Source organism: Pseudoalteromonas sp. A25 (assembly GCF_009176705.1).
In the GTDB taxonomy this organism is placed as follows: Bacteria; Pseudomonadota; Gammaproteobacteria; order Enterobacterales; family Alteromonadaceae; genus Pseudoalteromonas.
Genome location: NZ_AP021846.1, coordinates 37501 through 50734, shown reverse-complemented (window position 1 = coordinate 50734; position 13234 = coordinate 37501). Strand labels below are relative to the sequence as shown.

Annotated in this window: 11 protein-coding genes, 2 tRNA genes and 2 rRNA genes (1 of these 15 cut by a window edge); 11 read left to right on the top strand and 4 right to left on the bottom strand. The window is 42.5% G+C overall.

Annotated elements, in window-relative coordinates:
• The first annotated feature begins 12 nt into the window (after nt 1-12).
• Nucleotides 13-810: a YggN family protein gene (locus tag GDK41_RS00230; protein WP_152084539.1), complete on the top strand. Its 798-nt coding sequence runs from the start codon at nt 13-15 to the stop codon at nt 808-810.
• A 62-nt stretch (nt 811-872) separates the two neighbouring features.
• Here the strand turns inward: GDK41_RS00230 and GDK41_RS00225 are convergent, their stop codons facing one another.
• The gene (locus GDK41_RS00225) at nt 873-1712 is read right to left on the bottom strand and encodes a diacylglycerol/lipid kinase family protein (protein ID WP_152084538.1); all 840 of its coding nucleotides are present in this window, start codon (nt 1710-1712) and stop codon (nt 873-875) included.
• 275 nt (nt 1713-1987) lie between these two features.
• On the opposite strand from GDK41_RS00225, the gene GDK41_RS20165 reads away from it, so the two are divergent.
• The 6 genes from GDK41_RS20165 (at nt 1988) to GDK41_RS00200 (ending at nt 7943) form a co-directional block, all read left to right on the top strand.
• A complete protein-coding gene (locus GDK41_RS20165) occupies nt 1988-2131 on the top strand; it encodes a hypothetical protein (protein WP_172971523.1) in 144 nt (47 codons plus the stop codon).
• A 189-nt stretch (nt 2132-2320) separates the two neighbouring features.
• Nucleotides 2321-2411, top strand: a tRNA-Ser gene (locus tag GDK41_RS00220).
• Nucleotides 2412-2430: 19 nt separating this feature from the next.
• Nucleotides 2431-2523: transfer RNA gene (locus GDK41_RS00215), tRNA-Ser, on the top strand.
• Nucleotides 2524-2775: 252 nt separating this feature from the next.
• Nucleotides 2776-5481 carry a CHASE domain-containing protein gene (locus GDK41_RS00210; protein ID WP_152084537.1) on the top strand — a complete coding sequence of 902 codons (2706 nt, stop codon included), beginning with the start codon at nt 2776-2778 and terminating at the stop codon, nt 5479-5481.
• A 43-nt stretch (nt 5482-5524) separates the two neighbouring features.
• Nucleotides 5525-6835: an alpha/beta hydrolase gene (locus tag GDK41_RS00205; RefSeq protein ID WP_172971522.1), complete on the top strand. Its 1311-nt coding sequence runs from the start codon at nt 5525-5527 to the stop codon at nt 6833-6835.
• The gene (locus tag GDK41_RS00200) at nt 6804-7943 is read left to right on the top strand and encodes a GNAT family N-acetyltransferase (protein ID WP_232056490.1); all 1140 of its coding nucleotides are present in this window, start codon (nt 6804-6806) and stop codon (nt 7941-7943) included. The genes GDK41_RS00205 and GDK41_RS00200 overlap by 32 nt, the downstream gene beginning before the upstream one ends.
• On the opposite strand, the gene GDK41_RS00195 is transcribed toward GDK41_RS00200, so the two are convergent.
• Nucleotides 7923-8510: a DUF938 domain-containing protein gene (locus GDK41_RS00195; RefSeq protein WP_152084535.1), complete on the bottom strand. Its 588-nt coding sequence runs from the start codon at nt 8508-8510 to the stop codon at nt 7923-7925. The two genes, GDK41_RS00200 and GDK41_RS00195, sit on opposite strands and share 21 nt — an antisense overlap.
• Nucleotides 8511-8686: 176 nt before the next feature.
• On the opposite strand from GDK41_RS00195, the gene GDK41_RS00190 reads away from it, so the two are divergent.
• The 4 genes from GDK41_RS00190 to GDK41_RS00175 all read left to right on the top strand — a co-directional run bounded on the left by GDK41_RS00190 (nt 8687) and on the right by GDK41_RS00175 (nt 11482).
• A complete protein-coding gene (locus tag GDK41_RS00190) occupies nt 8687-8866 on the top strand; it encodes a hypothetical protein (protein WP_152084534.1) in 180 nt (59 codons plus the stop codon).
• Between the two features lie 227 nt (nt 8867-9093).
• Complete coding sequence (locus GDK41_RS00185) at nt 9094-10473, top strand: class II fumarate hydratase (protein WP_152084533.1); 1380 nt, start codon at nt 9094-9096, stop codon at nt 10471-10473.
• A gap of 95 nt (nt 10474-10568) precedes the next feature.
• Nucleotides 10569-11090 (top strand): hypothetical protein, encoded by a 522-nt coding sequence (locus GDK41_RS00180; protein WP_152084532.1) that lies wholly within the window; start codon nt 10569-10571, stop codon nt 11088-11090.
• Between the two features lie 8 nt (nt 11091-11098).
• Complete coding sequence (locus tag GDK41_RS00175) at nt 11099-11482, top strand: hypothetical protein (protein WP_152084531.1); 384 nt, start codon at nt 11099-11101, stop codon at nt 11480-11482.
• A gap of 543 nt (nt 11483-12025) precedes the next feature.
• On the opposite strand, the gene rrf is transcribed toward GDK41_RS00175, so the two are convergent.
• Nucleotides 12026-12140: ribosomal RNA gene (gene rrf / locus GDK41_RS00165) — 5S ribosomal RNA — on the bottom strand.
• A gap of 192 nt (nt 12141-12332) precedes the next feature.
• A 23S ribosomal RNA gene (locus GDK41_RS00160) occupies nt 12333-13234 on the bottom strand (it continues 1983 nt past the right edge of the window).

Below are 13234 nucleotides of genomic sequence, written 5' to 3'. Positions count from 1 at the left end.
AGGGTTTATCAAATGAAAAAAATCGCATTATTAGCAGCAATGACATTGAGCTCAGCATCTTTTGCACACTCACAGGCGGACAACACACATGTACAATTTAGTTCAGAGCAGTGTGAAGTAGACTTTCAAAATGATGTTCGTATCACACCTGATGAACTCTTCATCACTAACAGCAACAATAATAGTAAGCTGCGCATTACTGACAACGGACAAGTATTCATTGATGGTGCTGTAATAGCCTTAAATACAGAGCAGCAAACCGCTGTTGCAAACTACGCAGATGAACTCAGAGCAAAACTTCCACAAGTGGCCAATATAGCGCTTGATGGCATTAAAATAGCGGGTGTGGCACTTGAAGAGGTTGCTAATGCATTCGAACTAAAAGAGTTTGGCTCTTTGAGCTCTTTACTTAAAGACGTAGAGAGTGAGGTCAGCGAAACTTTTTATCAGCAAGGCGCTTTTGTTATGGGAGAAAAAACTTTCAATGAGTTTGGCAGTAATTTTGAACAACAGTTTGAAGAGAGGATCGAAACAGCAGTAGAAGGTGCCATGATGGAATCAATTGGTAGTATTCTAATGGCCATTGGCTCGCAAATGAGCAATTCCGGTGGTGATATGGCGGCGTTCGAGCAACGAATGAAAGACATGGGCCAGCAAATTGAAGACAAGGTACATATGCAAGCTCAGAATATAGAGCAACAAGCTAATGCACTATGTGGACAGTTTTCCGTTATTGCCAAAACAGAGTCTCAACTACAACAGCAAATACCAGCATTTTCAGGTTATCAGCTCTTTAACCTAAAGCATTAACAAATATCTATCTCCCTACCTAACAGCCGATTTATATCGGCTTTTTTAATTAGCTTGCAATCTCAACCCCGTAACGTAAGCGCTTTTTGGCGAATGCCAATAACCGCTGGAGTTTTGCCAACCAACTCTCCATCCGCTTCGATGTCGAGATCGGGCGTCACTATGTCAAAGTGGCGGCCACAACTGACAGAGACACAACTAATTTTCTCATGTTTAGCACATAGCATCATTAAAAAGGTCTTTACTCGTGCCCAATGCGAGTCGGGCGATACACTGACAACTTGTAGACACCCATCGTGCAGCGTCGCGTTAGGCGCGCACTTTATGCCAGCTGCAAAGTATTGACCATTTGCAAATAACAACATCATCACTTTTTTATTAACCTTGGAGCCCGCAACACGCACAAATACACCTTGGTAGGAAAAAAGCGCTTTGAGTGCTGCCCAAATATAACTTAACGGGTGTCGTTTACTGCTTTTATTTACGGCGTTAACTACATGCGCACTGTAACCAAGCCCCATTACATTGATAAAATAACGCTGATTAATAAACCCAACATCAATCTGACTTTTGCGATGAGAAAAAACGCTTTCTCGCCACTGCATGGTTGTGCGATTAAATTGACGAGCGAAATCATTACCTGTGCCCGCAGGTAAAATAGCAAGCTCACAACTCGATCCTACCAAAGCGTTAGCTGCTAAATGAATAGTACCATCCCCCCCTATAACCACCAATAAACAATGCCTAGCAACAAGCCGGCGCAATTTATTCAGGTCATCGTTGAAGTTTGGCGTTGTGTAAAACCAATAACAATGCAGTTTTTTTACTTCATTTTGCCTTTGCAACCAGTGAATATGCGCTTGTTTACATTGACTATCGCCGGGTTTAACAACCACCAGCATAAAACCTCACTAGAAACAAAATTAATTAACTTGAATAATTATTCAAACCCACTTTCAAGCAAAAACCCAAAAACACACTAAGACAATGATGGCAATAAAATTTTTGTTATACATTTCATTTTGTAACTTGAATAAAATTACAAGAGAACACATGCAAAAACAACTATTGGATTAGTTTTTTTTATCCGAAAAAACAATTTTTATCGTTTTATTTTTGCTCAGCTTGCGCGCAAAATAGCCTTGTTTTTCATTCAACCTATAAAGCAGGAGTCAACATGCTTAATTCAGCTGCTGCGTGCAGCAACACGCAAGCAAACACCGTCACTATCGAACCAGCAAAAGTTACTTTTGACTGGATGTCATTGTTAAGCCGACTAGGTAAATTGCTGGCGTTAAGTCATGTAACGCTTTATAAATAAGTTTATGTTTAAAGTGCTGTAACTCCCAACCGCAGCACTTTAATTTTTACTCATGTGCATTTCAAATACCTCAATTTACTTCATTTTTAGGCAATGATTAATTAATTTCACAAATTTAGTTTAATTTTTGGCCAAACAGTTTAAAAACGGTTTACAGCAACAAATTCGCTGAGTATTATCTTTGCCCATGGAGAGATGGCTGAGTGGTTGAAAGCACCGGTCTTGAAAACCGGCATACGTTAATAGCGTATCTAGGGTTCAAATCCCTATCTCTCCGCCATATTTTACAGTTTTGCGCCGGAGAGGTGGCCGAGTGGCTGAAGGCGCTCCCCTGCTAAGGGAGTATAGGGTTTGTAGCCCTATCGAGGGTTCGAATCCCTCCTTCTCCGCCATTACTTATAAAAAAACCGCTTTTTAAAGCGGTTTTTTTATATCTGCACTTTCTATCCTATGCGCTTCTTATCTTGCAAATAACAATCGACACTTTACTTCTTTTAATAAATAATCCACATTATCTCATAGAGTTACATTATTCGAACACACGTAACTGGCAGAATACAAAGTAGCATGTGCGAATAGCTACCCTCTCATCTCCGCCAGCTATACTTAGTGGCTACAATCAAAATTCAATACAACTATGACTTATGAACTTTAAGCATCAATGGCAATCACAGCTCAGTTACATCATCCTCATGTTGAGCTATTTTGTATTTGGCAAGTTATTGACTGTGTTCGCTTTTCAAGATCAGGTGTTACCGATATGGCTTCCTGCTGGCGTGGCCTTGGTCGGGGTATTTTTTTGGGGGTGGCGATTTGTACCAGGGTTAGCCGTTGCATCTATCGCGTTTAATTGGACAACCGCTCATGGTTGGAGCTTCACCGAACTCTCTGTACCGAACACAATTGCAGTCAGCATGATAGCCTTCGGCGTAATATTACAAGCACTGCTTGGAGGTTATCTTCTAAGAGCTTGGCTCGGTCACCCACTGCACTTAAAAAGCCGCCTCCAAATCGCCTACTTCATTAGTCTCGTCGGTGTAATCATTAATTTAGTCTCTGCCAACATCGGGGTGTTTGCACTGAGCTTCTATCACCCTGAGTACAGCTTTGCTAATCATTGGCACAATATGCTCGCTTGGTGGCTAGGTGATTCTTTAGGCGTATTAATTGCTACGCCTGCCCTGCTAATCGCATTGCAACCATGGCTGGCAGATTCCAAACCATTAAATAATGTAGCCAGCACATTTTCAGCCTGTATTGTACTATGTATGTCGGTTGCACTGACTACTTTCTTGTACAATCAAAGTAATGTAAAAAGCGCCAGCATGAATGCGCAGCGTGAAATGCAAATTCTTGAAAATATCGTGTATCGCTATGTGAATCAAAGCATGTTGGCAATACAAGCTCTAGCAAACCAGCTGCAAGCTCGTGAGCACTTTTCAAGACAAGAGTTCGACGCTATCGCTAGTAAACTGAGAAACCAGTACTCCTTTTTACGTGCTCTGTCTTGGAATGTACGTATTAGTGCAAAGCAACGCGATCAACTAAATACTCAGCTAACCCAGCTGTATGGAGATGGCATCAAGGTAAAGGGCGAGCCAATTACTCCTTTGGACCCACTCGTCGTTGTGAAATATATCACCCCACTCAATGGTAACAAAGGGGCGCTTGGGTTTAATGTGTACTCGAAAAACAATAGAAAACAAGCAATGATTAATGCGAGTCAAACAACAGAACCTCAAGCCAGTGATATCATATATTTAATACAGGACAGCCGCCCCGCGCCTGCTTACTTATTATTTTCACCTGTTTTTGATCCAAGCGCTACCAACACTGAATACGCCATAAAAGGGTATGCTACAGCTGTGATACAAGTTGAAACCTTACTGACTGAAGCACTAAAGCAAGCACAGGCGAAACTATTTAATATTGCTTTTTACGATGTCAGTAACAATGATGTTTTTTATCAGAATTTTGGCCCGGAGCAATTAATCAATGAGCAAGAAAAAAAGATTATTACGTTATTTGTTGCAGGCCAAAAGTGGCGCATGGAGCTATCAGTAAAAGATGAGTATGCTTCTCGACTTAATCAAAAGCTCACTCTGATGTTACTGATCCTGCAATTAAGTATCACAGCACTCATCATATACATACTCTTGCTATTCAATTATCAACATCACGCACTAAATGCTTTAGTTGAACAACGCACGCGCTCTTTAGCCAAAGCCAAAGCGCAGTCAGACCGAGCCAATCAAGCAAAAAGTAGATTTTTAGCAAACATGAGCCATGAAATTCGCACGCCACTCAACGCGGTGATCGGATTTGCTTCACTCGCCAGTGCCACCCACAATAACCTTGAATTAAAAGACTATATAAAAAAGATAGGTTCGGCATCTAAAACCTTGCTAAACCTAATTAACGATATTCTTGATATTGCAAAGATAGAATCAAACCGCCTTCAAATAGACAAACACCCTTTTGACTTGCAGGAGCTGCTTAACAGAATTGACACCATGTTCTCATCTAGCGCCCAGCAAAAAGGTATCTCATGGCAAATCACTCATAACTTACCAGGCCCCACCTGGGTACTAGGGGATGAAATGCGTATTGAGCAAGTTTTGATAAATTTATGCAGCAACGCAATCAAGTTCACCCAGCGTGGCGGGGTCACTTTGGACATCACCGCAGAGTATGGCACCAAACAAGTACACTTACTGTTTAATGTGATAGACACTGGTATTGGCATTGAAGCGAATAAACAACACACTATTTTCAATGCATTTAGCCAAGCAGATAATTCCACTTCCCGTAAATATGGCGGTACAGGCCTAGGCTTGGCCATCGCCAAAGAGCTGGCTGAACTTATGGGCGCAAAACTACGCCTTAAAAGTGACGTAGGTCAAGGCAGCACATTTACCCTCGAGATGAAACTATTGAACTCTAGCGCTCAAAATAAACAGCTAGAGCAGATAGATATATCACAAATACATTGCTTACATGTGCTCGTAGCAGAAGATAACCCTGTTAACCAAGTTGTGATCAAAGCCATGCTCAATTCTTTTGATATTCAGCATACCATTGTCGCCAATGGTCAAGAGGCCGTTGAAGCTGTAAAAAATAGACAGTTCGACCTTGTGCTAATGGATTGTCAAATGCCGATTATGGATGGCTATCAAGCGACAGCCGTCATACGTCAGTTCAAAGGTATTGATGAGCTCCCCATTATCGCCCTAACGGCAGACGTGATGCCAGAAGACAAAGCGCACGCCATTGCAATTGGCTTTAACAGACACCTTGCAAAACCGCTAGAGCGGGATAAGCTAGCCCTATGTTTAGCACATTACTGTTAATACTATGAAACTGCTTTTTCTTGTACTCTTGCTGGGTGCCAATATGCTTGCAAACCAAACCCTCGCCGCTACAGCCAAGTCGGCGCTAAACTGTTTGCAGATAGCACAAGATTGGCAAAACCTCATTAAAGCGCAGCAAAATGGCCTGTATCGCTTTGCGATAAATCAAGGCCCAGTGACATGGCCTGTAAAACACAGTGCGCCATTTAGTGAGTATGTAGCCAAGACAAAAGCGATCATCAACAGCCGCAACAAACGCGCCAAACAATCTTGTCCGGTGTTAACACCAACAGCCAAAACTCTTGGCTATAGCAAAGAACAGCTTACAGTGTTAGACCTCATTGCGCCGTTTGAACTCAGACAAGCAAACCGAGAGCGTGCTATTTTGCTTATTCATGGCTTAACAGACTCGCCCTTCACTTTTCACTTTCTGGCCGATACGTTTTATCAACAAGGCTACAACGTACGTGCGGTACTGTTACCAGGCCATGCGACTGCTCCCAGCGATTTGCAACTTGTTAAACTGAGCCATTGGCAGGCGTTGATCAACTACGCAATAACACGCACAGCCGAAGATTTTGAGCAGTTCGCAGTTGTAGGCTACTCAACAGGTGCGGCCTTAGCTGTTTCTCATGTTGCACAGTCTGATCCAGAAAACTTACGCGCTATGGCGCTCATTTCCCCAGCTACCGAACCCCATAACAAACATGCTTGGTTAGCTAAATGGATCGCAAGAATTCCCTTTCTCAACTGGCTAGATGAAGATGCTGACTATGATTTTGCAAAATATGAGTCGTTTCCTTGGCAAGCAGCCGCTTTAGCAGATGCAGCGATGCAGGGGTTAAAAACAGCGTCTCTGCCTGACGACCTACCTCTATTTACAGCCTTTAGTGAGGTTGACAGCACCATTGACAGCAATGCAAGCATTGCGATGTTAAAGCGCTTTGCGAGCACCAATCCCTCCCCTAAAAAGCAAGTGCTGTACTATTATGGCAACCCAAATTCAGCCACGGCCCAATTACCTGATGGTTACAAAGTGCTGACTCCTTACTGTGAGCATGCAAGCTGTAACAAGGTCATCGATATGTCGCATATTGGTATCTTACAGCCTCCATCACATCCATATTACGGCTGGAAAGGCATATATCGCAGCTGTGGAGGATATCTTGAAAATCCCGCAAAATACCTAGAGTGCAAACAACACTCAGCACCACTGCTTGGCGAGCGCACACAAAGTAACATGAGCCATGCTGTACCATTACAGCGCCTAACCTTCAATCCTGCATACGGTGATTTTGCCAACCACCTAAGTAGCTTTATAAATGATGCAATGCCAAACCATGTTCAACCATAAGTTTGTTAATTCTATTGAGGACGTATCGCCTCATGATTGGGCGCAACTCTGCACAGACAATTTATTCTGCAGTTATCCATGGTTAAAAGCTTTCGAGCAAAGCCAATGTGTACATAGCAGTTGTGGTTGGCAACCCCACCACTTACTGATTTATCACACTCAACAGTTAATCGCTATTTTGCCAGGGTATCTAAAAGGCCACTCATATGGTGAATATGTCTTTGACTGGTCATGGGCAGAGGCATATCAACGCTATGGCCTAAATTATTATCCTAAATGGCTGTGCGGTGTACCGTTTACGCCTGTTACCGGTCAGCGTATTTTGTGCAAAAACTTAACGGCTGAGCTTACTGAATATATCTGCGTCACTTTAAAGGAGACTTGTGCAGCTTACTCATGGTCAGGGGCACATATTAATTTTTTCACGGATAACATATCACCAAGCCGCGACTTTATAACTCGCCATGGTGTACAGTTTCATTGGTTTAACAACAAATATAAAGACTTTACTGACTTTCTAAACGCGCTAACATCTCGGCGGCGTAAAATGATTAAAAAAGAGCGCCAACAAGCACAACGCTATAAACTGACCATTCGTTGGCTCACGGCGGATCAGATTGACAACCTCGTATTAGCGCGCTTTTTCCAGTGCTATCAAAGTACCTATATCAAACGCTCTGGCCATCAAGGGTATTTGAATTTAACATTCTTTAAAGAGGTACTTAATACAATGCCACACATCGTACGCTTATGTGCCGCGTTTGATGATCAGAAATTAGTCGCTGCTAGCTTTTACTTATGCGATGATCATACCTTGTACGGCCGCTATTGGGGCGCCCTTGAGGCGTATCAATCTCTGCATTTTGAACTTTGCTATTATCAAGGAATTGAATACGCTATCAAGTACAACCTCAACAAGTTTGATGCAGGCGCCCAAGGCGAACATAAACTGACTCGGGGGTTTCAGCCTGTTACGACTTATTCTATGCATCATATTGCACACCCAGTATTTGGCCCCGCCATTGCTGACTTTATCCAACGAGAAAAAGTACATATTGAGCAATATAAAGACCAATGTGCGCAGGTTTTACCTTTTAAACAACAATAACCGGTTATTTGCAGGCATAGCCTGATCTTTTAATAAACTCAGACCCGCCTGTTGTGCGAGCGAATTTATCCATTCAAAATCGCGAATACCACTGTCTGAGTCATTAGCTTTTAGAAATGCATCAAACTGCGCATTGCTATCACTTGTAAAGTGCCCTTGGTAATTAAATGGACCATAAATACACAGCAAGCCACCGTTTGCCAAATGTGCTTTGACACTTTGAAAAAACTTATCCACCAGCACCTTACTTACAATATGCAACGTGTTGGCCGTATAAATAACAGGCACTTGCTCCACAGGCCATGGATGATTCAGATCTAATCGTATAGGTTCAAGCACATTTTGCGCACAGCTCTGTTCAATCCAACTGCAGATCCCTCCATGATTTTGCTCCCTATCACTTGTTTGCCAACGCAAATGGGGCAGCTGCTCAGAAAAATATACCGCATGCTGTCCCGTTCCTGAACCCACTTCAAGCACGTAGTCATAATGTCGTAAATATGGCTCGATAACCGATAAGATTGGTGCTTTGTTGTTTTCACAGGCTTGAGAGAAAGGTTTATCCACATTGACTCCTTGCACTTATTTTGTTCATGGCTGCGCTAAGTTGAAGCAATCAAACACATAATTCACGCAACAATACTTATGAAAAAAGATTAATACTTTGTATTTATTAGATTTCTTCACGATGGCACAACATCTGCTATATTTATATTGTCATACAACCACACGAGGACCTAATAATGTTTATTTCTACCATCACACACATGCCAATTTGCGAGTCAGGCCTTATTGCAGAGCATGACGATAACTTATTCGTGCAAAGTGATGACTACCGAAAAGAAGTACAAGATATTTTAACGCCCAGTGAGCAAGAAGATGCGCCAAACACTGCACAAGTATTTATACTTGGGTACAACTAATGATGCCTATTCTTTTCACTAAGTCTTATCCATCTTAGTGGCTAACTATGTAACTTACTTTACATAGTTAGCAAACCCTTCAATACACACACCATATCTACCAAGCTACCTAAAAAGCCCCTAACACATTAGATATATTCATAAAGTTTAACTATACAAAGCACCAGTCTACCTTTTAACGTGTTATCTTCAAGTGCATAACAGGCAATCTAGCTAAGGAGCAATTCATGTCAAAAACTCGAATCGAAAAAGACAGTATGGGGGCGTTAAAAGTACCTGCAAATGCCCTCTATAAAGCGCAAACTCAACGTGCCATAAATAACTTTCCGATCAGTGATTTAACCTTGCCAGCTCCATTCATTCGTGCGCTTGCATACATCAAACAAAGTGCCGCACACACGAATGCCAATTTAAAGCACCTACCTTCAGACAAAGCTGACGCCATTATTAATGCTGCACAACAGATTATTGATGGCGCATTCCCTGATCAGTTTCCCATAGATGTATTCCAAACGGGTTCAGGCACCAGTACCAATATGAATGTAAATGAGGTAATTGCTACCTTAGCAAGTCAAAATAGTGCACAAGCAATACACCCCAATGATGACGTGAATATGGGGCAAAGCTCTAATGATGTGATCCCCACAGCAATTCATGTAAGCTGTGTCATCGAGCTTACCACTCAATTGCTGCCAGCTTTAAAACACTTATCACAAGCAATAAGTAATAAAAGTGCTACTGTCGAAGACTGCATAAAAACAGGCAGGACGCACCTAATGGACGCGATGCCTGTTAGGCTTTCTCAAACACTCAGTGGCTGGCAAGCACAAGTAGATCATGCCGCGGGGCATATTCAAACGCAACTTGCAAGCTTATGCGCACTCGCTCAAGGTGGTACAGCCGTTGGAACCGGTATCAACGCAGATCCTGCGTTTGCTGAATCGTTTAACAAAAACCTCAGTAAGCGTATTGGTATTCAATTTACACCGTCGGACAACTTCTTTTTTAGTATTGGCAGTCAAGACAGCGTGGTGAACTTATCTGGGTCGTTGAAAACGCTCGCAGTTGCCATAATGAAAATATCAAATGACTTACGATGGATGAACTCTGGCCCATTAGCAGGGCTTTGTGAAATTGAGTTAGAAGCGTTACAACCTGGTTCCTCCATTATGCCTGAGAAAGTTAACCCTGTTATACCTGAAGCTGCAGCGATGGCATGCGCTCAAGTTATTGGTAACGATACAACCATTACTGTGGCAGGCCAATCTGGAAACTTTGAACTTAACGTCATGCTGCCTGTTATCGCTTACAACATTTTAGAAAGCATCAAAATACTAGCAAATACAAGCCATCTCCTTGCCGATAAAGCCATATCGACCTTCAAAGTAAACAACGATAACCTACAGGCTACATTATCCAAAAACCCTATTCTCGTCACAGCACTCAACCCTATCATAGGGTATGAAGCAGCAGCAAAAATAGCAAAACTCGCTTATCAACAAAACAAGCCCATTATTGAAGTCGCCAAAGAACATACAACACTGAGCGAAGACGAGTTAACTAAGCTATTAAACCCTGAAAAACTAACCAAAGGCGGCCTCTCATGAGTCCAAAGTATTTGTGTGCAATTAAGATACGCAAACGGTTAACACTTGTAACATTGTAACTTAACGGGCAAACTAACTTAAAAAAAGGAGTAGCCATGTTTAAACTATCTCAAGCACTCATACTGAGTATTTGTTTGGCGGGATGTAATCAAGTCAGTTCACAAAATAGTAGCCAAACACAGCCTAGTAAAGAGGAAAATAAAGCTCAGCCCTTAGCAGCAGCGCCGGCGAATAAAGAGTTGCATAGCCCTGGGGTAAAGGCTGAAAAACTACCTCAACCCATACTAGACAAAGTATCAGCAGAAGATATCAAACAATTACACAGTCAATTGAAAGCGCTGACGCAAGATGTAACTTGTGACACAACAATGCAATGCCAAGTTGAAGCGGTGGGTAGTCGTGCATGTGGCGGACCGAGTAGCTATATTGTGTATTCAAATAAATCGGCCGACTCAGAAGCAGTGAAAAAGCTCGCCAGTAAAATAACACACTATGAAAGTAGTTATAATGCTCAAAATCGCTTAGTGAGTATTTGCCAGCACCTAACTCGACCTAGTGCGCAATGTGTTGAAAATAAATGTGTTAAACTAACCAATACATCTCAAGAAACATTTTAAGAGCAATTATGAAACAGCAATTGTCTTTCATCTTAATCGCACTAGTTGGAGTATTACTTGGAGGCTGCCAGATAACGTGGACCACCCAAGACTCTACTAAAAAGTCCAATGATGAGATTCTAGATGCACTAATCGCTGATAAAGCCTGTGATGCCAGTTATCAATGCAAAGTACTTGCTGTTGGTGAACGCCCTTCGTGTGAGGGGCCAAGCCAATACATTATTTACTCGACAAAACGAGTAAATAAGCAAAAACTTGACGATATAGTGACAAAGATAACAGAGCAAGAAAGAATGAATAACGAGAGCACTTCATCATCTGATACATGTAAAGCTGTACTACCAATAACGCCTCTGTGTATCAAGCAACAATGCCAAACTTATAAGCCTTAATCTACTCACTGAGAAACCAGCGCCCTATACCTGAAATAATAACAACCAATAGGGCGCAGCCACCTGCATACCATATAAACTTTACTTCAATTTGCCGCTTAACCCAGTAATAATACAAAAAGCGCAAGAAGTAGCTAGCGGAAGTACCAAACAAAGCAAATATGACAAGCAAGTATATTAAGTAAAGTGACACAATAACCCTTATTTGATTAGTCTGTATTTAATCATAACGATAATCAGAGGGTATTGCACATGTATCATTAAATCACTTGCTCACATGACGCTATGCAAACGTCTTATATCATTCCGCATAAAGATTATACCAATTGCTTTAAAAGTTTGATCTAATAGCGGTATCTATATTCATTTTAATTCAGATATGCATACAGCAGAAGATTTTAAGCTATTGGCAAGGCAAACCTCCCGCGGGCAATTAATACCAATTGGTATAAAAACATCGGATGGCGCTGCGCTTATCAAAACCTATAAACCCAAAACGCAAAAAAGCCCGACTCTTTCGAATCGGGCTTTCTTTTATTAGGTGCTTGGCGATGTTCTACTTTCACATGGCAGCTGCCACACTATCATCGACGCTGTTTCGTTTCACTTCTGAGTTCGGCATGGGGTCAGGTGGTTCCAAAACGCTATGTTCACCAAGCAAATTCTTAGTGCAAATGTTTAATGACATCGTGCATCGCACGAGCATTCCATTTGCGCAAGGTGAATCAATTTCGCGATACCGCGTCGTCGCTCACCTTGTTTAATTCTTAAATTCGGAAAATTCTGATAATTCGTAAAACGCTACTTTAGCAACACTAACTTCTAACGTGCAAAACCACTTTGGCGTTGTATGGTTAAGCCTCACGGGTAATTAGTACTGGTTAGCTTAACATGTCACCATGCTTCCACACCCAGCCTATCAACGTTGTAGTCTTCAACGGCCCTTCAGTTAACTTAAAGTTAAAGTGAGAACTCATCTCGAGGCTCGCTTCCCGCTTAGATGCTTTCAGCGGTTATCGATTCCGAACGTAGCTACCGGGCAATGCAATTGGCATCACAACCCGAACACCAGCGGTTCGTCCACTCCGGTCCTCTCGTACTAGGAGCAGCCCCTCTCAATTCTCAAACGCCCACGGCAGATAGGGACCGAACTGTCTCACGACGTTCTAAACCCAGCTCGCGTACCACTTTAAATGGCGAACAGCCATACCCTTGGGACCGACTTCAGCCCCAGGATGTGATGAGCCGACATCGAGGTGCCAAACACCGCCGTCGATATGAACTCTTGGGCGGTATCAGCCTGTTATCCCCGGAGTACCTTTTATCCGTTGAGCGATGGCCCTTCCATTCAGAACCACCGGATCACTATGACCTACTTTCGTACCTGCTCGACGTGTCTGTCTCGCAGTTAAGCTGGCTTCTACCATTACACTAACCGTACGATGTCCGACCGTACTTAGCCAACCTTCGTGCTCCTCCGTTACTCTTTGGGAGGAGACCGCCCCAGTCAAACTACCCACCAGGCACTGTCCTCAATCCCGATAAGGGACCTAAGTTAGAACATCAACACTACAAGGGTGGTATTTCAAGGTCGGCTCCACACAAACTAGCGTCTGTGCTTCAAAGCCTCCCACCTATCCTACACATGTAGGGTCAATGTTCAGTGCCAAGCTGTAGTAAAGGTTCACGGGGTCTTTCCGTCTAGCCGCGGGTACACAGCATCTTCACTGCGATTTCAATTTCACTGAGTCT

What these genes read in the sequence shown, in the direction of transcription:
- GDK41_RS00230 (WP_152084539.1), top strand. Translation starts at nt 13, where the DNA reads ATGAAAAAAATCGCATTATTAGCAGCAATGACATTGAGCTCAGCATCT.
- GDK41_RS00225 (WP_152084538.1), bottom strand. Translation starts at nt 1,712, where the DNA reads ATGCTGGTGGTTGTTAAACCCGGCGATAGTCAATGTAAACAAGCGCAT.
- GDK41_RS20165 (WP_172971523.1), top strand. Translation starts at nt 1,988, where the DNA reads ATGCTTAATTCAGCTGCTGCGTGCAGCAACACGCAAGCAAACACCGTC.
- GDK41_RS00210 (WP_152084537.1), top strand. Translation starts at nt 2,776, where the DNA reads ATGAACTTTAAGCATCAATGGCAATCACAGCTCAGTTACATCATCCTC.
- GDK41_RS00205 (WP_172971522.1), top strand. Translation starts at nt 5,525, where the DNA reads ATGCTTGCAAACCAAACCCTCGCCGCTACAGCCAAGTCGGCGCTAAAC.
- GDK41_RS00200 (WP_232056490.1), top strand. Translation starts at nt 6,804, where the DNA reads ATGATGCAATGCCAAACCATGTTCAACCATAAGTTTGTTAATTCTATT.
- GDK41_RS00190 (WP_152084534.1), top strand. Translation starts at nt 8,687, where the DNA reads ATGTTTATTTCTACCATCACACACATGCCAATTTGCGAGTCAGGCCTT.
- GDK41_RS00185 (WP_152084533.1), top strand. Translation starts at nt 9,094, where the DNA reads ATGTCAAAAACTCGAATCGAAAAAGACAGTATGGGGGCGTTAAAAGTA.
- GDK41_RS00180 (WP_152084532.1), top strand. Translation starts at nt 10,569, where the DNA reads ATGTTTAAACTATCTCAAGCACTCATACTGAGTATTTGTTTGGCGGGA.
- GDK41_RS00175 (WP_152084531.1), top strand. Translation starts at nt 11,099, where the DNA reads ATGAAACAGCAATTGTCTTTCATCTTAATCGCACTAGTTGGAGTATTA.